Consider the following 19,825-nt stretch of genomic DNA (forward strand, 5'->3'; position numbering starts at 1 on the left):
ACCGTCCTTCGGGATTGGTTCTTTTTTTATTTTAATGCTTGCCATTTGTTTTTAATTTTAGTATTATAAGAATATTCTAAAAATTAAAAAATGAAGAGTTTTTTCTGTGAAGGGAGAAAGGCATGAAAAGTAAACGTATAAAAGGACTTATCGGGTTAAGTTTAACAACGCTATTAGTTTTAGCTGCTTGTGGTGGTGATGGGGGAGCTGGCGCCGAAAAAGCAAAGGGCGGATCAGAGAAAACCGCCGCTAAACAAGAATTTAAAGTAGTGGTTCAACAAGAAATGCCTTCTGCAGATTTATCTTTAGGAACAGATACAATTAGTTTTACGGCACTGAATAATGCGTATGAAGGAATTTATCGTTTAGATGATAAAAGCAAGCCGCAACCAGCAGGAGCTAAAGAAAAAGTGCAAGTCAGTGATGATGGTCTGACGTACACAGTGAAACTAAGAGAAGAAGCAAAATGGTCCAATGGTGATCCTGTCACAGCTGCCGATTATGTTTTTAGTTGGCAACGTACAGCAGATCCTCAGACTGGCGCTGAGTATGCTTATTTTCTAGAAATGATTGAAAACGGTGCAGATATTGTAGCTGGTAAGAAACCAGTTTCTGAATTAGGCATTAAAGCAAACGGGGATTACGAGCTAGAAATTAAACTGGCAAAACCAACACCATATTTTGATTATTTACTAGCTTTTCCACTATTTTTCCCGCAACATCAAGCAACCGTAGAGAAATATGGCAAAGATTACGCCGCTTCCAGTGAAAAAGCAGTCTATAATGGTCCGTTTGTCTTAGCTAACTTTGAAGGGGCTGGTTCAGATACCAATTGGACTTTGGAAAAAAATGAAAACTATTGGGATAAAGACAATGTCAAATTAGATAAAATCAATTTTGATGTTGTCAAGGAGGCGCCAACTGCCTTGAACTTATTCCAAGATGGTCAAGCAGACGATGTTATTTTAAGTGGCGAATTGGCCCAGCAAATGGCGAAGGATCCAGAATTGGTTATCGAAAAAGAAGCACGAACCAGCTATTTGGAATTTAATCAGCGAGATAAAAATTCACCGTATAATAATGTGAATTTACGCAAAGCAATTTCAGCAGCGATTGATCGCAACGCATTAGTAGATAAAATTTTAGGCGACGGCTCAGTAGTCGCTACCGGCTTAATTCCAGAAGGGATGTCGTATTCGCCGACAGATGACAAAGATTTTGCTGATGAAAATAAAAAAATTGTTGAATATAGCCCAGAAAAAGCAAAAGAATATTGGGCAAAAGCGAAGAAAGAATTGGGCATAACAACACTCAAAATGGATATTGTTGCCGATGATGTCGATTCTACGAAAAAGTTAGCGGAATATATTCAAGGTACGTTAAAGGATACTTTAGAGGGCATTGATGTAACAGTGAGCCCAGTGCCGTTTTCAGTTCGAATTGATCGAGGTAGTCGCGGCGATTTTGAGACAATCTTAGGTGGTTGGGCTGCGGATTACGCAGATCCAAGTAGTTTCTTAGACCTTTTTGTTACTGGTAATAACTATAATCGCGGGCGTTTTTCAAGTAAAGCCTACGATGAGTTGATCGAGGCTTCAGCCACAAGAGATGCTTCAGATCCTGAAAAACGTTGGGAAGACATGGTTAAGGCTGAGAAGTTATTGATTGGTGAAGAGACCGCTTTAGCACCACTTTATCAAAAGGCGACTGCCCATCTACGCAGTAAAGAAGTAAAAGGTGTCGTTGCCCATGGTGCTGGTGCACAATATGATTATAAGTGGACATATGTAACAGAAGAGTAGTTAAAAAAGAGACACAGAACAAGTCAAATCGACTGTTCTGTGTCTCTTTTAATCAAAATATTTCTGCTGTTCTTCTTTTAATTTTTCTGGGGTTACATCTTCACCAGTAGGATCATAAATAGTGACGCCCATTAATGTTTTATTGAATTGTTCACGAATGGTTCGCAAATATTCTTGTCGCAAATCGACACGAAGAGCTTGTTCTTCAGATGTTAAACCTTGTTCACGCTCTTTTTGTGCAAGCGTATTAATTCTTTTTAAAACCTCTAACATTTCTCATTTCCTTTCTATAATAATTCTTTTGCTAGGCGTTCAAACGATTGAAAGCGCGTTTGTTTGTCATAGCCTGGGGTGATTAGCATTGCTTCTGTCAACCCTAGTTCTTCTTGTTGGTGGAAAAACTCCGCAACTTCTTGGCTACTACCAATGACAAAGCGTTGTTTATTCTGTTCTAAAACCAGTTTGTCCATTTCACTGTAAGGGAAAGCTAGGGCTTCTTCTGGCGATAAAAATTTATTAGGAAGCCCATGTTCGGTGGCAAAGATATAATGCTCGAAACTAGCCGCATGGTATTCTGCTTCTTCTTTCGTGTCGGCGGCAAAAGTGAAATACGCAGCGCTCACTTGAGGCTCTTGTTGTTCAGTTACTGGTCGGAAATGCTTGTAATATGCTGACAATACTTCTTTGGGCAAATGTCCATGAATAAACTGTGCAAAGGAAAAATTAATGCCATATTCACCAGCTGAACGTGCGCTTTCTTTACTAGCACCTAGTAACCAAGGTTGTGGTAATAGAACTTCCCGCGGAACAGCTGAAATTTTAGAATATAAATGATCTTCAGGAAATTCCTCTTTTAAAAAGAGTAAAATTTCAGGTAATTTATCAAATTGATCTAGTTGTGGTGGCTGACCATTATTTAACGCCAACGTAGTTAATGGGCTGCCACCAGGCGAGCGGCCCATGCCTAAATCGATTCGATCAGGATATAAAGCTACTAACGTTTTAAACGTTTCTGCGACTTTAAATGGCGCATAATGCATGGTCATGATGCCACCCGCGCCAACACGAATTTTTTCGGTGGCACTAGCAATATGTGCAACTAAAATTTCTGGCGTTGCACTGGCAAAGGCGTCTGAGCCGTGATGTTCGGCATACCAAATTCTTGTGTAACCAAGTTTTTCCGCTAATTGAGCGAGTTCTTTGGCTTCTTGTAATGTGTCGCTTGCTGATTGATTTTTAGGAACCGTTAATTGATCTAAGATACTTAATTTCATGTATGTAGTCTCCTTTTTGGTTGTTTTTTTGAAGCTACCGCTATTATTACGCAAACATGTCAAAAAAAATAGTACGCACTTTTTAATTCCCTAGTGAGCGAAAAGTAACAAATAGATGTAGCCAAGGTCGATGATAAAAAATTCTCCACTATGGCTTTTTGATGCTTTGTGTTAAAATGGAACATATGTACGCAATCAGCAATTGGAAAGGTGACAACATGTACGAATATATTATTGGAAAAGTAACGTTTGTTAGCCCATACTATATTGTCGTTGAAACAAATGGCATTGGCTATCAGATTTCAGTCGATAACCCGTATCGCTATTCAGGAAAAATGGATACGGATATTAAACTATATCTTCACCAAGTCGTGCGGGAAGATGCACAACTTTTATTTGGTTTTGGCAGTTTAGATGAAAAACAATTGTTCTTAAAATTAATCAGTGTCTCTGGAATTGGCCCTAAAAGTGGCTTAGCTATCATGGCTTCTGTGGCTGATCATGGTGGTTTAATCAATGCAATTGAAGGGGAAGATGTTACATATTTAACGAAGTTCCCAGGTGTTGGCAAGAAAACAGCCCAACAAATGATTTTAGATTTAAAAGGAAAATTAGGCGAATTAGAGTCTTCCGAAGCAGCGGTTGCGGCCATGACCGCAACCGAAGCGGTGACAACAAGCAATCAAGCATTGGCAGAAGCGTTAGAAGCATTAAGTGCCCTAGGCTACAGTGACCGAGAGATTAAGCGTATCACTAAGCAATTGGAAGCGTTAGGTGAGACAACGACAGATGTTTATTTAAGCAATGCGTTAAAATTCATGATGAAACGCTAAGGAGGAATAACGATGACAGAAGAAGAACGGTTGCTTTCAGCTGCAAGTCAAGAAGCAGAAGCTTCAATTGAAAAATCGTTACGTCCACAATTTTTAGCACAATATATTGGTCAAGACAAAGTAAAACAAGAACTAACGATTTATATTGAAGCGGCGAAAAATCGGAATGAAGCGTTGGATCATACCCTTCTTTATGGTCCGCCAGGTTTAGGGAAAACGACAATGGCGATGGTCATCGCCAATGAAATGAATGTGAACATTCGTACCACAAGTGGACCAGCCATCGAACGGGCGGGAGATTTAGTCGCTATTTTGAACGAATTAGAGCCTGGTGATGTGTTATTTATCGATGAAATTCATCGTTTGCCGCGAGTGGTGGAAGAAATGCTGTATTCCGCAATGGAAGATTTTTACATTGATATCATGGTCGGTCAAGGAACCACGGCACATCCCGTTCATTTTCCGTTACCGCCTTTTACTTTAGTGGGAGCTACCACACGGGCAGGGATGCTTTCAGCGCCATTACGAGATCGTTTTGGGATTATTTCTCACATGGAGTATTATCAAGAGCAGGATTTAAAAGAAATCGTTCTCCGTTCCGCAGATATTTTTCAAACGGAGATTTTTGAGGAAGGTGCCTTTGAAATTGCGCGCCGCTCAAGAGGGACCCCCCGAATTGCTAACCGTTTGTTAAAACGTGTCCGTGATTTTGCCCAAGTCCAATCAGATGGCAAAATCGACCGAGCGATTGCAGACAAAGCGTTAACCTTGCTGCAAGTGGACCATCAAGGCTTGGATTATGTCGATCAAAAATTGTTGAAAACAATGATTGATTTATACGGCGGCGGTCCGGTTGGCTTAAGTACCTTGTCTGTAAACATCGGTGAAGAAACCGAAACGGTGGAAGATATGTATGAACCCTATCTTATTCAAAAAGGTTTCATTAAACGAACACCGCGAGGACGAATTGCAACGCCATTTGCGTATGCACATTTTGGGTATGATTATTTAGAGGGTCGTAAAAATTAAAAATAAGTCAAAAGAAAGCAAGCCTTAACCGCTTGCTTTCTTTTGTTTCACGTGAAACGTTTGTTCTTATTTGGGAGAGTGGCATATTTCAGCTGTTGTAGGTATACTGTGTTTGTAATCGCTTTTAAATTGGAGGGATCAATGTTGAATAAAGAAATCAAAGGGGCATTAATTGTTTCTTGCCAAGCGTTGGCAGACGAACCGTTGCATAGTTCTTTTATCATGTCCAAGATGGCTTTGGCCGCTAAACAAGGAGGGGCTAAAGGTATTCGAGCAAATTCTGTGGTAGACATTCGAGCAATCCGGAAAGAGGTTGATTTACCAATCATTGGGATTATTAAACGAGATTATCCTGATGCAGAAGTATATATTACCGCAACTATGCGTGAGGTAGATGAATTAATGGCTGTTCAGCCAGAAATTATCGCTCTCGATGCAACCCATTCGAAACGACCAAATGGCGAAACGTTAGCCACATTTTTCAAAAGAATAAAAGAAAAGTATCCTAACCAAGAATGGATGGCGGATTGTTCCACGCTGGAAGAGATGATTGAAGCGGCGGAGTTAGGCTTTGATTATATTGGCACAACGTTAGTCGGCTATACGCCGCAAAGTGAAAATCAGCGGATTGAACAAAATGATTTTGAACTGTTAAGAGAAGCAAAGAAGCATTTTACTACACCAATCATTGCAGAAGGAATGATTGATACGCCAGCAAAAGTCCAACGTGTTCTGGAGCTAGGTGCTTATAGCGTGGTGGTGGGATCTGTTATTACACGACCGCAAAAAATTACTGAAAAATTTGTGGAAGCTACGAAAATAAAACAGAATCAAGCATAAACTAAATACACTATCGATACACTTGTTATTTTTTGATCAATACACTTCAATACGGTCGCTTTTTTTCTAGAGAAAGTGGAATCTTTCAATAATGAAAAGGGATACACTCCATTTGGCATAGTCCTTGCTGATAATAAATCAGTGTATAAAGCGCTATCATTTTATAGGAGGGGTTTTATGAAGGGTTTATCAAAAAAGAAACGGGTGTCTACTTGGTTAGCGTTAGGAATCACCGTAGTCAGCTGTTTTGCGTTAAGCGGGGAAGTGCAAGCAAGTATTGAAAGAACAAAAGTTGATGAATTTGCGAATGTTTTAGATGTGAGTGCATCACCAACCGAACGGACGAATGGCGTATACGATACCAATTATTTTAATAATTTTTCTGATTTAGGTGCATGGCATGGCTACTATTTACCTGAAAAAAGTAATAAAGAGCTACTGGGTGGTTTTGCGGGGCCATTGATTATTGCGGAAGAATATCCAGTAAACTTGGCGGCAAGTTTAAACAAATTAACGGTCAAAAATAAAAAAACGGGAGAAACCTATGATTTAAGCCAAAGCAACCGCATGGACCTGTCTTATTATCCTGGGCGCCTAGAGCAAACCTATGAATTAGACGATGTAACGATTCATTTAGCTTTAATTTTTGTCAGCAATCGAACGGCGCTTATCCAAACGACACTTGAAAACACTGGTGAAGAGCCCTTGTCACTTGAAGCAAGCTGGACAGGTGCGGTCTTTGATAAAATTCAAGAGGGAACGGAAACCTTAGATATTGGCACTCGTTTAACTGCTAAAGACAATGATATTCAAGTGAATTTTGGTGAAGTCAGAGAAACGTGGAATTATTTTGCTACGAAAGACACAAAATATACGATTCATCATGCGGATAAAGTTTCAACAAAAATTGATAATCGGAATTATACAGCGACCGCTGAACCAATTGAATTGAAGCCTAAACAAACGTACAACACCTATACGACAGAAAGCTATACTTTTACAAAAGAAGAAGAGGCAAAGGAACAACAACAAGCACCCGAATATACCAAAAATGCGGCGCGCTATTTCAAAGAGAACAAGCAAAGATGGCAAGGATATCTAGATAAAACGTTTGATCAAAAGAAAACAGCAGAATTTCCTGAATATCAAAATGCGCTAGTCAAATCGATTGAAACGATTAATACCAATTGGCGAAGTGCGGCAGGTGCCTTTAAGCATGACGGGATTGTTCCGTCCATGTCTTATAAATGGTTTATTGGTATGTGGGCTTGGGATTCGTGGAAAGCGGATGTAGCAACGGCTGATTTTAATCCTGAGTTAGCTAAAAATAATATGCGGGCCTTGTTTGATTATCAAATTCAAAAAGATGATACCGTACGTCCACAAGATGCAGGAGCGATCATTGATGCTGTCTTTTACAATCAAGACAGTGCGCGTGGTGGTGAAGGTGGCAACTGGAATGAACGAAATTCTAAACCACCATTGGCTGCATGGGCAGTTTGGCATATTTATCAAGAAACCAAAGATAAGGAATTTTTAAAAGAAATGTATCCCAAACTTGTGGCTTATCACAATTGGTGGTATACCAACCGAGACCACAATAAAAATGGGATAGCAGAATATGGAAGCATGGTCAGTGATGCTCACTGGCAAAAAGACGACAAGGATCAAATCATTAAAGATAAAAATGGCCAACCTAAAGTGGACGATGATGCTGTTATTGAAGCAGCCGCGTGGGAAAGTGGCATGGATAATGCTACACGGTTTGACAAAGAAGGTGTGGGCAAAGGCGACGTTGGAGTTAAAGTTTTTGAAAATAAAAATAAAGGAAAAGTAGTGGGGTATTCGATTAATCAAGAATCAGTGGATTTGAATGCGTATCTCTACGCTGAAAAGGGCTATTTAGCTTCGATAGCAGAAGAACTAGGCAAAAAAGAGGACTATAAGAACTATCAAAAAGAAGCGAAGAAACTAAAAAAATATATTCAAGAAAATATGTTTGATGAAAAAACGGGCTTCTTCTATGACTTACAAATAAATGAAGACGGCTCGAAAACAAAATTGTTAGTCAATCGTGGTAAAGGAACAGAAGGCTGGTTGCCGCTCTGGGCAAAAGTAGCGACCAAAGAACAGGCGGCGGCAGTTAAGAAAAACATGATGAATCAAGAAATGTTCAATACCTTTATGCCATTCCCAACGGCATCCAAAGACAATGAAAAATTTGCTGCAACGAAATATTGGCGGGGACCAGTTTGGCTTGATCAAGCCTTGTTTGGTGTAGAAGCTCTTCAAAACTATGACTATACAAAAGAAGCAAAAGAAATGACACAAAAACTCTTCTTACATGCCGAAGGATTGATGGGAGAAGGACCTATTCATGAAAATTATGATCCACTGACAGGGAAAGGCCTAAGTACGAAAAACTTTAGTTGGTCAGCGGCAGCGTACTATTTACTGTATAAAAACACCTTATTAAGTAATAACCCCACAACGCAAACCGCTTTTGAAATAAAATAGAAAAACAGCTCTTGAGAAAATATCTCTCAAGAGCTATTTTTTTCTTCACTTGCTACAATCTGTTTCCCTCTGATTTAATTAAATGTAATTTATTTGTTTAAATAAATATATTACATATAATTAAATAAAATATCTAAAAATAAACGATATGTACTTTTATTAAAAATGTTATTTAATAAAAATGAAATAGATATTCAAAGGAATTGATTGTACAATGGTTAGTGAAGAGTGGGTTTAACGGAATAGTGTAATAAGGAATAAGCTGATATCAAAACCAAACATATGCAAAACCTCCTTCTCTGTTAGCTATATTGACTTCTATTATAGAACATTTCTTTTGATTTTTTCAAGGGAAGTTAAGTATATAAGTTTTTATGATTATCAAAATATTACAATATTATAATTACGGAAATAATAAAAATGAATATTTTGAAATGTTTATTAATGTTTTCTCTGATTTTGTTTAATTTGTACAGGTGTTGTTGGATCTTTAAGTTAATAAAAAAATAATATTTAATATTATTTTTATTATAAAAGGAGGATATTATGGATGTGCTAGGTGCTCTAAAATATTTTAGAAAAAAGAAAAAAATTGCTCAGAAAGATGTTTTGCCAAAAAAGGGGAAACAAACCTATCGAAGAATCGAAATTGGTGAAGCCAAGCTAAGTTACGAGGATTTAATGACGGCGTTACAGTCATTGGGGATTACTTTTAATGAATTTTTTTTATGGTATCTGATACGAGAATCATGGCTTCTTCAGAAGTCAAACATCAAATTGAATGTTGTCAAATGGGGTTGAACAATACAAGTGAAAAAAAGAATCTGATTCATTATTTTTATCAATTAGAGCGCAATCCTCATAAAAATGCGTTGGAAATGTCTATTTACACAGATATTAAATTAACGTTTAGTAATGATTGGGAGGAAATTCCAGAATTTGATGAAACCGATCGAATGGTAATTCTCGCGCTTATCTCTAGCAAAAGCTACTATACATACTACGATTATCAAATGGTGACTAATCCTGCCGCCTTGTTTTCTGAAAATGAAGTCCTTCAGATTCTTGAGCAGATGTTTCCTGTCAAAGATGCTGAATTACGTGATACCCAAACACTAAATGTTGCCTATGGTTTTTACCTAAATATCATTACTGGGGAACTTTATAAGAAAAATTATGCGAAAGCTCGGGAATATTTAGCGCTAGTGAGTGTTACCACGATTCCTGCTGAAATCTACTATATTCATTTTAACTTACGTTACTTAAAAAATCTTACGTATTATCTGTACACTGGCAAAATGAGATATTATAAAGAAGTAATCGCCGTTATTGATATGATTGAAAGCTTTGGCGATGTACGTTTGGCGGAAGGCATGAAAAAAGAAATGCTTCAGCTGACGGCTGGTCGGACATTTAATTTAGAAAAAGGTCAGTTTCCATTGAATATTGTCACTGAAAAATAAAAAGCACCCCCCGCAAGGTCAAACTTGCGGGGGTGCTTTCTCAAGGCTACTTTAAAACATGTAGCGACTTTTCAACGATGGCATCGGTCAAGGTTTTAGAAAAATTCAATTTATTTTTTTTCCCGAGTTCATCAGACCACTTGGGAATGGTGACGGTTTTTTTGACTAACGTATTTGTTCCTAAATAATCATTTAGTTCTACATTTACCATAGAAACAAACGAGTCTGCAAGGTTAAAATTGAAGTCATCGTCATCTCTAAAGGGATTATTATCTTCTAATGACAACGTATTGATAGGAGATGGCTGGTGGATTGTTCTTTGATGTTCAATATCATCAGATAACATCATACCTAAATAATCGGAAGCCATCGCAATTGCATCAGGAATTGTATCTCCTTGCGTACCAGAACCACCTATATCTGGGAAATAAACATAGTAACCATTCTCGACACTGTAGAAACATGCAGGATAACTAATTAGCATGAATGATGCCTCCTTATCAATCATTGAGGAAGGCTATTTCAGCCCTGCCTCTTTTAAAATCCCTATTTCGGTTCCTTTTTTCAATTCTCCGTGTGGGATAATGATGGGTCTTTTGCCAGACATCTCCATTTTTATATGGGAGCCTTTTCCACCATCGGTTGGTAACCAACCGTGCTTTTTTAGCAATTTGACCATTTGTTTTTGTGTCATTGGCATGTGCACAATACCTCCTGACAGGATATATTTTAATACGTGTAATACGTGTTGTCAAGTGGATGAAAAAGTACCCCCGCAAGGTCAAACTTGCGGGGGGTGCTGATGTTAAACAATAATGTTATCTCTAATCATATCTAAATCTTTAATCAAAATTTTGCGGTTACGTAGTTCGATTGCCCCTAACTCTTTTAGTTGCTGCATCATCCGGTTAACGCTACTAGCAGAAGTTATCCCACAAAAATGCGCAATTTCTTCATTGGTCACCACGAAATCAATTAAAATACCTTCCTCTGTTTCTACGCCAAATGAATCGTACATTTCATAGATTTGTGTACAAACGGCCCCAAATTTGCCATTCATTAACATTTGCTGCATCTTTTTCATGGAATGCATTAAACGGTCCCGATAGTATTCTTTGACATACATTTGCAAGTCTTTACTATTATTGATATCCCGCCAAAATTGAACACGGTCGATTTGATAAAGTTCTGCTTGTGGAGATTCGATGCGAATATTAAAAGGTGCATCAATAAATTCTGAATATTCATCACGTAGCAATGAAACAATTTCCAAATTGTTGATATAACGTAAATTAAATTCACGACCGTCTTTGGAAATAACGCTAGTTTTGATGATGCCACTTTTTAAAATATAGGCATAACGATCTTGCAGTCCTTCATAAGTTAAATAATTTTTCTTCTTTTTTACAACGACTCGAAAAGAATGTTCATCTAAGTAGTCTTGTAAAACATTTCTCATTGGCGGTAACTCCTCAATTATCTCTAAATATTTTTGTTTTTGCCTGTTGGGCTTCCTTCTTATTTAAGCGAATTGGACATCATATGTCAATAACAAATGTTGATAAAAAAGGTCAATTAAACGCTATTTTGAAAAATAAAATCAGCTTTTAGATAATTTTGCCAAAAATTTCGCTTAATGAGTATTAAAAATATTTTTTTTATTTTATGTGCTCAAATATTTTTCAAAAAGAAAAAATTGTATTAAGGTAATAGTAGAAAGGGAGGAGATTTCATGACAGAACCAAACTTAAAAGACCCAAGAAAGTTATTTTATAGTGATGGATTTCCGCAACAAGATCAAGAAACTCCCGCATTACAGGACAAAATGGTTCCTAAACCAGATTGTGGGGAAGACAGCTATGTCGGAAATCACAAATTAGAAAATCGTCGGGTATTAATTACAGGCGGTGATTCTGGGATTGGACGAGCGGCGGCGATTGCTTTTGCTCGCGAAGGTGCAGATATTGCCTTACATTTTTTCCCAGGTGAAGAAAAAGACGCCGAAGAAGTGGCGCACTATATACGAGAAGCTGGCCGAAAAGTCTTTCTTTTGCCAGCAGATTTAAGAGATAAACAGGCACCTGAAGAATTGGTTGCACAAGCTCGTGAAGCATTAGGCGGCTTGGATACCCTTGTTTTAAATGCTGCCCAACAAATTTCCTGTGCCGCTATTGAAGAATTACCAATGGAACAAGTGATAGACACTTTCCATGTCAATATTATTGCGATGTTTGGCATTGTCAAAGCAGCAGTGCCTCACTTGCCTGCCGGAAGTAGTATTGTGACAACGACTTCCGTCCAAGCCTTTAATCCCAGTGAGCATTTGTTGGATTATGCAGCAACGAAGGCATCAATTGCCAACTTTACCGTTGGTTTAGCAAAACAACTGGCACCAAAAGGCATTCGGGTAAATGGCGTGGCTCCAGGACCAATCTGGACACCGTTACAGTTAGATCATGGACAACCAATTGAAGAGTTGCCAGAATTTGGGCAACATTCTTTACTGGAACGTGCGGGTCAGCCTGCTGAATTAGCCCCTGTTTATGTTTTCTTGGCGTCCAATGATGCAAGTTATGTTACGGCTCAAGTTTATGGCGTAACTGGTGGAGAAGCAATTAATCTTTAGGAGGGATGTTCCGTGAATAAAGTTGTTAAAATACTTTTGCTTCTAGGTTCACTGATTTTAATGGCATTATTTGGCGCGGTGGCCATTACCACTTGGTCAGCCGATACAGCTTGGCAACCACCAGATAATGTCCAATGGTTCTTGCAAGACAACGAGTACGCACGTCAAGCAATTTTTTGGGTAGCGCTGGTTTTACTAGGAATTATGCTCTTTCTATTTTTATTCATTCTTTTATTCCCAAGAAGAAAAGGCACGTTTGAATTAAAAGAAGAGCAAGGAAAGTTAGTGTTACACCGTAAAGCCATCGAAGGATTTGTACGCTCTAGCTTGCAAGACAGTGACTTTCTGGAAGCACCAACCATTCGTGTAAAGGCGACAAAACGGCGCATTAAGGTCAATGTCAAAGGCACACTGAAACGAACGGCGGATTTAATTGGACAAACAGAAGCTTGGTCAAAAACAATGGAAGAACGGCTTGCTCGTTTGGTGGGAATTGGTCACAAGATTACGATTGATGTTCATTTTGAAGATATTCAATCAATGAAACGACCACAACAACAGCAAACACAAGCACGTGTGGAGTAGGAGGGATGTACAATGGTTGAATGGATAAAACAATATGCCGTTCCGTTAATTGGTGGCCTAGTCGGTTTGGTTTTTGCAATCTTGTTTCTGTCAATCGGCTTCTTTAAAACATTGTTAGTGGTACTCCTGACAGGACTAGGTATTTGGCTAGGTTTGTATTTGGAACAGACAGGCATTGTCAAAAATTATTTTCATCATAAATAGGAGGTTTTGGCTATGGAAAATGCAAATGTATCGATTGTTAAAGGTGAGTTGACGTTTGAGGATAAAGTAATCCAAAAAATTATTGGCATTGCTTTGGAAGAAGTCGATGGTTTGTTAACTGTGGACGGTGGTTTTTTCTCGAATTTACGAGATAAAATGATTAACAGTGAAGATGTTACAACAGGCATTCACACCGAGGTCGGCAAAAAACAAGTCGCAGTGGATATGGACATTGTAGCCGAATATGGGAAAGATATCGAGACCATTTATGATCAAATGAAAGAGGTTATTACTCGTGAAGTTCAACAAATGACTCACTTGGAAGTAATCGAAGTCAATGTCAACGTAGTAGATATCAAAACACAAGCAGAGTACCAAGAAGAAAGTGAAACAGTCCAAGATAAACTTGGCAACGCCGCTGAAGCGACAGGTAGTTTTATGTCAAAACAAACCAACAAAGCCAAACATGCGGTAACTAAAGGCAAGACAAAAGTCAAAGAAAACACGGCACCTCGTGTTCAATAATTGGTTATTATTTTATTAAAAATAAAGCAATAATAGAAGAAACTAGGAGGAATGAACCATGAGTAACGAAAAATTCAATAATGTACCAAAACCAGCAGGAAACGGACCACACACACCAGAAGACCATGCAATCAAAGGTGAATTAACATTTGAAGATAAAGTCGTTCAAAAAATTATCGGTTTAGCCTTAGAAAATGTCGATGGTCTATTAACAGTCGATGGCGGCTTTTTCTCAAATATTGCTGAAAAATTAGTAAACACAGATAACGTCACAGCGGGTATTGATACCGAAGTTGGTAAAAAACAAGTCGCTGTTGATATGGATATCGTGGTAGAATACGGCAAAGATATTCAAGACATTTACGAAAAAATGAAAGAATTAATCAGCCGTGAAGTGAAAAAAATGACTCACTTAGATGTGATTGAAGTGAATGTTAACGTAGTTGATATCAAATCAAAAGAAGAATACGAAGAAGATAGCGAAACGGTTCAAGATAAAGTCACAGGCGCTGCCAAAAGTACCGGTGAATTTGCTTCTGAACAAACAGAAAAAGCAAAAAAAGCTGTGAATAAAGGAACAGAACAAGTCAAAGAAAATATGGAACCACGTGTAGAATAAACAGTTAAAGGGAGGAAACAATCATGGGCTTTATTTGGGCATTAATTGTCGGTGGTGTCATTGGGGCAATCGCTGGAGCAATTACTAAAAAAGGATCATCGATGGGCATTATTGCCAATATCATTGCAGGGTTAGTTGGTTCAACAATTGGTCAAGCCATTTTAGGCACATGGGGACCAAGCTTAGCTGGGATGGCTATTGTGCCATCGATTATCGGGGCAGTGATTTTAGTTGCCATCGTTTCATGGATTTTAGGACGAAAATAGAGAAAGATTAAAAAAATAGGGCATAAGTCGTTTCGACTTATGCCCTATTTTTTTTTCTATGTATGAGGAAGTTTCGTATGAAAAGTAAATTTTGAGCAATTAGCTAAGAGCTTATTTTAATTAAAATCATTAGTCATTTTTGAGTTTTCAACAAAAATCAACAACATTTGTTGAAGTTATTTGTAGATAACGTTTATCATTCACAAATTTACATTTTTTTGTAACGGATATCTCGTATAGTAATAACTGCAAATGAATTTCAGAAAATTTTTTGATAAGTCATCAAAGTGAGGGGATAGCGGTCTTTTATTGAAAAATAGCAACACAAAATAAACAGAACAAAAGAGAGAGGAATTCAAAGAATTATGACAGAACAAACACCAACAAAGCTTTTGAATAAAGGCTTTATCAGTATTACAGTGATTAATTTCATTGTCTATCTTGTTTATTATTTATTAATGGTTATTATTGCGGTGATTGCGCAAGATAGCTTACACGCTACTTTAGGTCAAGCTGGTTTGGCCTCAGGAATTTACATCATCGGGACATTGCTTGCACGACTTTTCATGGGAAAACTCCTTGAACTGATTGGGCGCAAACAAGTCTTACGTTATGGGGCTTTGTTTTATCTTTTAACGACTGTTGCGTATATGTATATGCCAAGTATGGGCATTCTTTATCTGGTCCGTTTTTTAAATGGGTTTGGTTACGGAACCGTTTCGACAGCGACCAACGCAATTGTTACCGCCTATATCCCTAAAAACAAAAAAGGGGAAGGGATCAATTATTATGGTTTGAGTACTAGTTTGGCAGCCGGCATTGGGCCATTTATTGGGATGTTATTGTTAAATGTTTCCAACTTCCATGTCATTATTAACTTTTCAATTATTTTAATTTTGTTAACAACCATTGCTTGCTTCATTTTCCCAGTGAAAAATATTGAGTTAACACCTGAACATCGTGAAGCTTTATCTAAATGGAATTTTGATAGTTTTGTTGAAAAGAAAGTTTTATTTATTACATTTATCGCCTTTTTAATGGGTCTTGCTTATTCAAGTGTCTTATCTTTCTTATCTTCTTATGTCAAAGTAATCGATTTAGTTGACGTCAGCACCTTCTTCTTTATCGTCTATGCGGTCGTGATTACCTTAACACGTCCATCGACAGGTCGGATTTTCGATGTCAAAGGGGAACGCTACGTCATGTATCCGAGCTACATTTTCTTAACACTAGGCTTATTCTTATTAAGTATGACTACGTCTGGTTGGATGTTATTAGTTTCAGGTGGGTTAATTGGCTTAGGTTATGGTACTTTCATGTCAAATGGCCAAGCGGTTTGTCTTCAAGAAAGCCCAAGTCCTCACCGTATCGGGATTGCTTTATCGACTTATTTCATCGGTTTAGACCTTGGATTAGGGGTTGGTCCGTACGTTTTAGGTGAATTACGTAACTTTATGTCATTCCAACAAATGTACTTCTTAGCAGGCTGTATCCCAATCGTTTGTACCATTTTATATATGGTCTTCCACAAAGCTAAAAATGATGCCAAAGATTTGTCTCTTGAAACGATTGAAGAGATTGAACACGGCTCAGAACTATAAATGGACAAGGAGTGATTTCAATGCCTAACGATGAACGGATTTTAAATGTTTTACAACAAACACTAACGGAAATTCAACGCATGAACACGCGTTTAGCTAAAATTGAAACAGAGTTAGCCGATGTCGATCAACATCATGCGACTTTGGATCATTACTTGCAAGAGCTAGAATTGGTGACAGAAAATAACAACGTCATGTAAAATGAGTAGTTAGTAAATGAATGTTCTACGTTTCGGTATCACTAGAGTGGAACATTGAAAATTTTCGTAAAAAACGCCAAAAGGTAGCAGTTTTTCTGCTACCTTTTGGCGTTTTTTGTAATTTTTATCACTTAAAATGTTTCACGTGAAAACTTTTAAAAGTGGCGTGGACTTTGTTTGGTGACAATTTGTGTATTTAAATTTTCTAAGCTTTGCGCTAGTTCACCAATGCTAGCGGAAAAATCAACATAATAAGTGGGAACCGTTGATTTGACACTAATTTCTGAAAAGATATTTGTAATAATTACATCGAAAGGCTTTTCTGGTGAAGCGACAAAAATTAATTTTTTATCCACGGCTTTACTTAGCTTTTCATAAAGGGTATCTAAAATTAAGTTACTTTGGTTCGTCCGTACTAAGACACGAATCGGTGGTAAGGATTTCGTTTTCAGTGTACAGAAAAGAATGAACAAGCAGTCAACTAACAATTTTTCATTGCCCATCAATGTTGGAAGCATTTCAATTGTAAGTCGCTTCACATCTTTGTAGAGACTCGGATTTTTTTGAAGTGCTTCTTTTAAAAAGCTTTCTTGCACAAATGGATTGGCAATCGTAACAAAGGTCTTAAAAAAGACACTTAAATTTTGGATAGAAGTATATAGATAAAGATACTCGTGAAATGTCAATTTAATTTGATAAAAAGACGTCAGTTGATAAATAATCTCTTTAATGGGCGAGCCTAACAGCTGGACCATATGCATCCGAGCTGCTGGAATTTCCAAGACCTCTTGTGTGGCGTAGCTGACACTAATCGTTAATAAGAAAAAGGCAAAAAGCCCTTCTTTTTGTATAAATTTTGTTGGAACTTGGTGTAAAGCTTCTTCTTTAAAAAATAATTCAAATTCACTCAGATTAACAAAGGGATTAACAATCGCTTCTTCCTCCACGAAAGTTTCTTTGATAAAAAAGCCCTCTTTCCAACGCGCTAAAATCACCGCAGAAAAAATCAAGTCTTTTGTAAAATCTTGTGTTGTATTGAAGGAAACAGAATGTTTTAAACGTCGAAAGAGACTATGGACTTCTTTTTTAGTAATCGTCTGCAACGGCCAATCCCCTTCAGAGTAATTGTTCCAAAAAAGCATCATAAAGAAAATCCGGATATCTTTTTCTTTGCCCACCAACACGTTGGTACGTTTTAAATTGATTTCAATCTGATATTTTTGGAGCCATTGGTTTAATTGTCCAATTTTTCGCGTAAAGGTTGATGAAGAAATTTCTAGGACTTTTTCAAAATGTTTGCTATCAATTGCATTATGGTTAAAGGCATAGGTCAGCACTTGATACGCGAAACTTTTTTTGACAAAGTAGGGCATCAAAAACGACAGTTGGAAATAGGGTGCAAACCAAAATGTGATTTCTTTGGCAGTTGCTGATAAAGAAAATAAGTTCTCCCAGCCGTTTTCTTCAATTTCTGTTTGGAGCAAAGCCACGGACTGTAGAATGGTAGTTTGTTGCATTTTTAATTGGGTGGCTAAAGTAGAAATCGCCAATGTTTGTTCTTCTGCTTCACGACGTTCGAGTAACTCTTCTAAAAGAGCAAAACTTTTACGATAAGGTACATCAAGTAACTCTGTTAACATCCAATTCCCTCCAAACTATTTTCCCCACGTAATTTGGCAAAATAAATTTTGCGGACGACTTGTTTTAAGTTATGGTATTCGTCTAAATAAGGAACAGGATGCCAATAAAAGGTTTTACTGGCATGGAAAAGTGGATTGTTTTTGTCGGTAATGACTAAGTCAGGCACTTCTTGAATATGATTGACGAATTTCAAAGGAACATCACAATAATTATTGATTTCCTTTGCTAACCAATTTTCTTGTATTTGATTAATAGATGAATGAAGCAAAATTTTAACCGGAATTTGTTTGTTTAATAAAACACTCCGAATAATTAAAAAAATGGTTTCTTTAAATAACGCATCTAGTGGGTGCTCTTTGTCAAAAGGCAAACGCTTTAAGAAATAGTTAGTTGTTCGTGAAACGTTTGGGTATTGCTTTTCATACAAAGAGACATTAGCAATTTCGTAACTCAACTCCTCTTCCACAGGAAAATGGATGAGACGCTCACTGGCATTGGATAAATTAACCAACAAAAAGACAACTTCTATTGCGCTTAAATCCAACTGTAATTGCGTACATTTTTCAAAAATCCAAGTGACGTGGGGACTGTTATCCATTCCCATGATTGCTAAGTTAGCAAAGTTAATGGTTTCCATTTGTTCAAGCGAGTACATCGTTAATGTACTGAAAAAATCATAATAGAAACGAATTTCAGCCCGCCAAGTGTCGGGTTCTTGTTGTTCATTAATAAAACAATCATTCACTAATAATTGAAATTCTGAATAAGGAATGGCTAAATTGATTGCCGCAATTTCAGGATAATCGCTGATTGTAAAATCAGATTGATAACGGAGTAAACCTATGGACATAATTAATTTTAATTTGCGTAAATCGGTATATGTAAAGTAAGGATAACGGTTTTTGATAATTTCAATAAAATTCTGTAATTGCGCTTGATTGATTTTAGATAAAAAAGGAACGAGAGACGTTCCTGAAATGAAAAATAGAGAGTAAAAGAAACTGCGAAAATCTTTTTCAGCACCACAAATTTTTTCTCGCCTTTTTAAGTTTAAATAACAATTAAATCTAGCTAGATAATTGTTTAAACGGTCACTAACTTGTTTAAAAATAGAAAAGTTAATGAAATGCTCTTCACAAAAATCTTTGGCTGAAGTATAGCGTTTTAAAAGTAAATCTAAGGCTAACATATAAGTTAATGACCCGCGAACTACGGCTTCTTTCATTAACTCAATCGGGATATTTTCATCGGCGACTAATTCTATGGACTGTTGATTATTAATAATGCGAATATGTACATTTTCATGTGTATTGACTCGAGAAATTAATAAAGTTAATTGATTCAATAAATTGTTGATATTGTAATGGGAAAATTCATATTTTCGCCGGAGTACTTGCATGGGGACTTTTTCTTTACTGTCATACAAGTATTCAATTAGGGAAAGCAACTGAATTTCCTGTTTGGTTAATAAGTTATGCATAATAACCACCTTTCTATTGGTTACGCTTGTTTGATTTTTCAGATAATACAGATAGAGCATTCTTTTCTAAGCGACATTGACAATTGCCAGTGAAAGAACTAGTTGTTCTTATGCTACTGTATCTATTCTTAAAAATCAAGAAGAACTAAATGTGTTAAATAGAAGAAAATGCGGATAAAAAATGATAGAGCAAAAAATTATTAAGAAAAACAAATGGTTTATATAAAACATTTAAATAACAAAAATGATAATTTGAGTCTATTGATTTTTTAGCTTAAATAGCTTATACAAATAGGCTTTTTTGTCTGGTTAGTTCTTAT

At 37.1% G+C, this 19,825-nt stretch carries 22 protein-coding genes; 15 read left to right on the forward strand and 7 right to left on the reverse strand.

All coding sequences use genetic code 11. From position 1 onward, the window contains the following. Positions 1-122: 122 nt before the first annotated feature. Positions 123-1,802 (forward strand): peptide ABC transporter substrate-binding protein, encoded by a 1,680-nt coding sequence (locus IGJ90_RS00270; protein WP_002361487.1) that lies wholly within the window; start codon positions 123-125, stop codon positions 1,800-1,802. A 48-nt stretch (positions 1,803-1,850) separates the two neighbouring features. On the opposite strand, the gene IGJ90_RS00275 is transcribed toward IGJ90_RS00270, so the two are convergent. After that, on the reverse strand, positions 1,851-2,075 hold the full coding sequence (locus IGJ90_RS00275) for a DUF896 domain-containing protein (RefSeq protein ID WP_002356070.1): 225 nt from the start codon (positions 2,073-2,075) through the stop codon (positions 1,851-1,853). 14 nt (positions 2,076-2,089) lie between these two features. After that, entirely contained in the window at positions 2,090-3,076 is a 987-nt protein-coding gene (locus IGJ90_RS00280) for an LLM class flavin-dependent oxidoreductase (protein WP_002383490.1), read from the reverse strand. 218 nt (positions 3,077-3,294) lie between these two features. On the opposite strand from IGJ90_RS00280, the gene ruvA reads away from it, so the two are divergent. From ruvA to IGJ90_RS00310, 6 genes are all read left to right on the forward strand, one after another. Next, the gene (gene ruvA, locus IGJ90_RS00285; RefSeq protein WP_002367580.1) at positions 3,295-3,909 is read left to right on the forward strand and encodes a Holliday junction branch migration protein RuvA; all 615 of its coding nucleotides are present in this window, start codon (positions 3,295-3,297) and stop codon (positions 3,907-3,909) included. Between the two features lie 12 nt (positions 3,910-3,921). After that, positions 3,922-4,938, forward strand: coding sequence for a Holliday junction branch migration DNA helicase RuvB (gene ruvB / locus IGJ90_RS00290; protein WP_002381340.1), 1,017 nt, complete (start codon positions 3,922-3,924; stop codon positions 4,936-4,938). A gap of 141 nt (positions 4,939-5,079) precedes the next feature. After that, a complete protein-coding gene (locus IGJ90_RS00295; protein WP_002370615.1) occupies positions 5,080-5,778 on the forward strand; it encodes an N-acetylmannosamine-6-phosphate 2-epimerase in 699 nt (232 codons plus the stop codon). A 177-nt stretch (positions 5,779-5,955) separates the two neighbouring features. Then, on the forward strand, positions 5,956-8,295 hold the full coding sequence (ygjK, locus tag IGJ90_RS00300; protein ID WP_438767405.1) for an alpha-glucosidase: 2,340 nt from the start codon (positions 5,956-5,958) through the stop codon (positions 8,293-8,295). A 546-nt stretch (positions 8,296-8,841) separates the two neighbouring features. Then, positions 8,842-9,096 (forward strand): helix-turn-helix domain-containing protein, encoded by a 255-nt coding sequence (locus IGJ90_RS00305; RefSeq protein WP_002387458.1) that lies wholly within the window; start codon positions 8,842-8,844, stop codon positions 9,094-9,096. After that, on the forward strand, positions 9,087-9,758 hold the full coding sequence (locus IGJ90_RS00310) for a hypothetical protein (protein ID WP_002413974.1): 672 nt from the start codon (positions 9,087-9,089) through the stop codon (positions 9,756-9,758). Before IGJ90_RS00305 ends, IGJ90_RS00310 begins: the two co-directional genes overlap by 10 nt. 46 nt (positions 9,759-9,804) lie before the next feature. On the opposite strand, the gene IGJ90_RS00315 is transcribed toward IGJ90_RS00310, so the two are convergent. From IGJ90_RS00315 to IGJ90_RS00325, 3 genes are all read right to left on the reverse strand, one after another. Next, positions 9,805-10,242, reverse strand: coding sequence for a type II toxin-antitoxin system HicB family antitoxin (locus IGJ90_RS00315; RefSeq protein WP_010707936.1), 438 nt, complete (start codon positions 10,240-10,242; stop codon positions 9,805-9,807). Between the two features lie 33 nt (positions 10,243-10,275). Beyond that, complete coding sequence (locus IGJ90_RS00320; protein ID WP_002367585.1) at positions 10,276-10,458, reverse strand: type II toxin-antitoxin system HicA family toxin; 183 nt, start codon at positions 10,456-10,458, stop codon at positions 10,276-10,278. Between the two features lie 105 nt (positions 10,459-10,563). Beyond that, the gene (locus IGJ90_RS00325; protein ID WP_002356081.1) at positions 10,564-11,217 is read right to left on the reverse strand and encodes a Crp/Fnr family transcriptional regulator; all 654 of its coding nucleotides are present in this window, start codon (positions 11,215-11,217) and stop codon (positions 10,564-10,566) included. Between the two features lie 273 nt (positions 11,218-11,490). On the opposite strand from IGJ90_RS00325, the gene IGJ90_RS00330 reads away from it, so the two are divergent. The 8 genes from IGJ90_RS00330 to IGJ90_RS00365 all read left to right on the forward strand — a co-directional run bounded on the left by IGJ90_RS00330 (position 11,491) and on the right by IGJ90_RS00365 (position 16,384). Beyond that, positions 11,491-12,384: an SDR family oxidoreductase gene (locus IGJ90_RS00330; protein ID WP_002367586.1), complete on the forward strand. Its 894-nt coding sequence runs from the start codon at positions 11,491-11,493 to the stop codon at positions 12,382-12,384. A gap of 12 nt (positions 12,385-12,396) precedes the next feature. Then, positions 12,397-12,969, forward strand: a complete 573-nt coding sequence (amaP, locus tag IGJ90_RS00335) for an alkaline shock response membrane anchor protein AmaP (RefSeq protein WP_025186726.1) — start codon at positions 12,397-12,399, stop codon at positions 12,967-12,969. Between the two features lie 12 nt (positions 12,970-12,981). After that, on the forward strand, positions 12,982-13,173 hold the full coding sequence (locus IGJ90_RS00340; protein WP_002356087.1) for a DUF2273 domain-containing protein: 192 nt from the start codon (positions 12,982-12,984) through the stop codon (positions 13,171-13,173). A 12-nt stretch (positions 13,174-13,185) separates the two neighbouring features. Next, entirely contained in the window at positions 13,186-13,698 is a 513-nt protein-coding gene (locus IGJ90_RS00345; RefSeq protein ID WP_002383483.1) for an Asp23/Gls24 family envelope stress response protein, read from the forward strand. 58 nt (positions 13,699-13,756) lie between these two features. Continuing rightward, the gene (locus IGJ90_RS00350; RefSeq protein WP_002356090.1) at positions 13,757-14,317 is read left to right on the forward strand and encodes an Asp23/Gls24 family envelope stress response protein; all 561 of its coding nucleotides are present in this window, start codon (positions 13,757-13,759) and stop codon (positions 14,315-14,317) included. A gap of 23 nt (positions 14,318-14,340) precedes the next feature. Beyond that, the gene (locus IGJ90_RS00355) at positions 14,341-14,583 is read left to right on the forward strand and encodes a GlsB/YeaQ/YmgE family stress response membrane protein (protein WP_002356092.1); all 243 of its coding nucleotides are present in this window, start codon (positions 14,341-14,343) and stop codon (positions 14,581-14,583) included. Positions 14,584-14,948: 365 nt separating this feature from the next. Beyond that, positions 14,949-16,184 (forward strand): MFS transporter, encoded by a 1,236-nt coding sequence (locus IGJ90_RS00360; protein WP_002356101.1) that lies wholly within the window; start codon positions 14,949-14,951, stop codon positions 16,182-16,184. Between the two features lie 20 nt (positions 16,185-16,204). Beyond that, the gene (locus tag IGJ90_RS00365; RefSeq protein ID WP_002381345.1) at positions 16,205-16,384 is read left to right on the forward strand and encodes a hypothetical protein; all 180 of its coding nucleotides are present in this window, start codon (positions 16,205-16,207) and stop codon (positions 16,382-16,384) included. Positions 16,385-16,539: 155 nt separating this feature from the next. Here the strand turns inward: IGJ90_RS00365 and IGJ90_RS00370 are convergent, their stop codons facing one another. Together IGJ90_RS00370 and IGJ90_RS00375 are read right to left on the reverse strand one after the other, a co-directional pair. Continuing rightward, positions 16,540-18,024, reverse strand: coding sequence for a helix-turn-helix domain-containing protein (locus IGJ90_RS00370; RefSeq protein WP_002367588.1), 1,485 nt, complete (start codon positions 18,022-18,024; stop codon positions 16,540-16,542). Continuing rightward, positions 18,018-19,505 (reverse strand): helix-turn-helix domain-containing protein, encoded by a 1,488-nt coding sequence (locus IGJ90_RS00375; RefSeq protein ID WP_025186727.1) that lies wholly within the window; start codon positions 19,503-19,505, stop codon positions 18,018-18,020. Before IGJ90_RS00375 ends, IGJ90_RS00370 begins: the two co-directional genes overlap by 7 nt. Positions 19,506-19,825: the final 320 nt, after the last annotated feature.

The sequence above is a fragment of the Enterococcus sp. AZ129 genome (assembly GCF_051714505.1).
In the GTDB taxonomy this organism is placed as follows: Bacteria; Bacillota; Bacilli; order Lactobacillales; family Enterococcaceae; genus Enterococcus; species Enterococcus faecalis.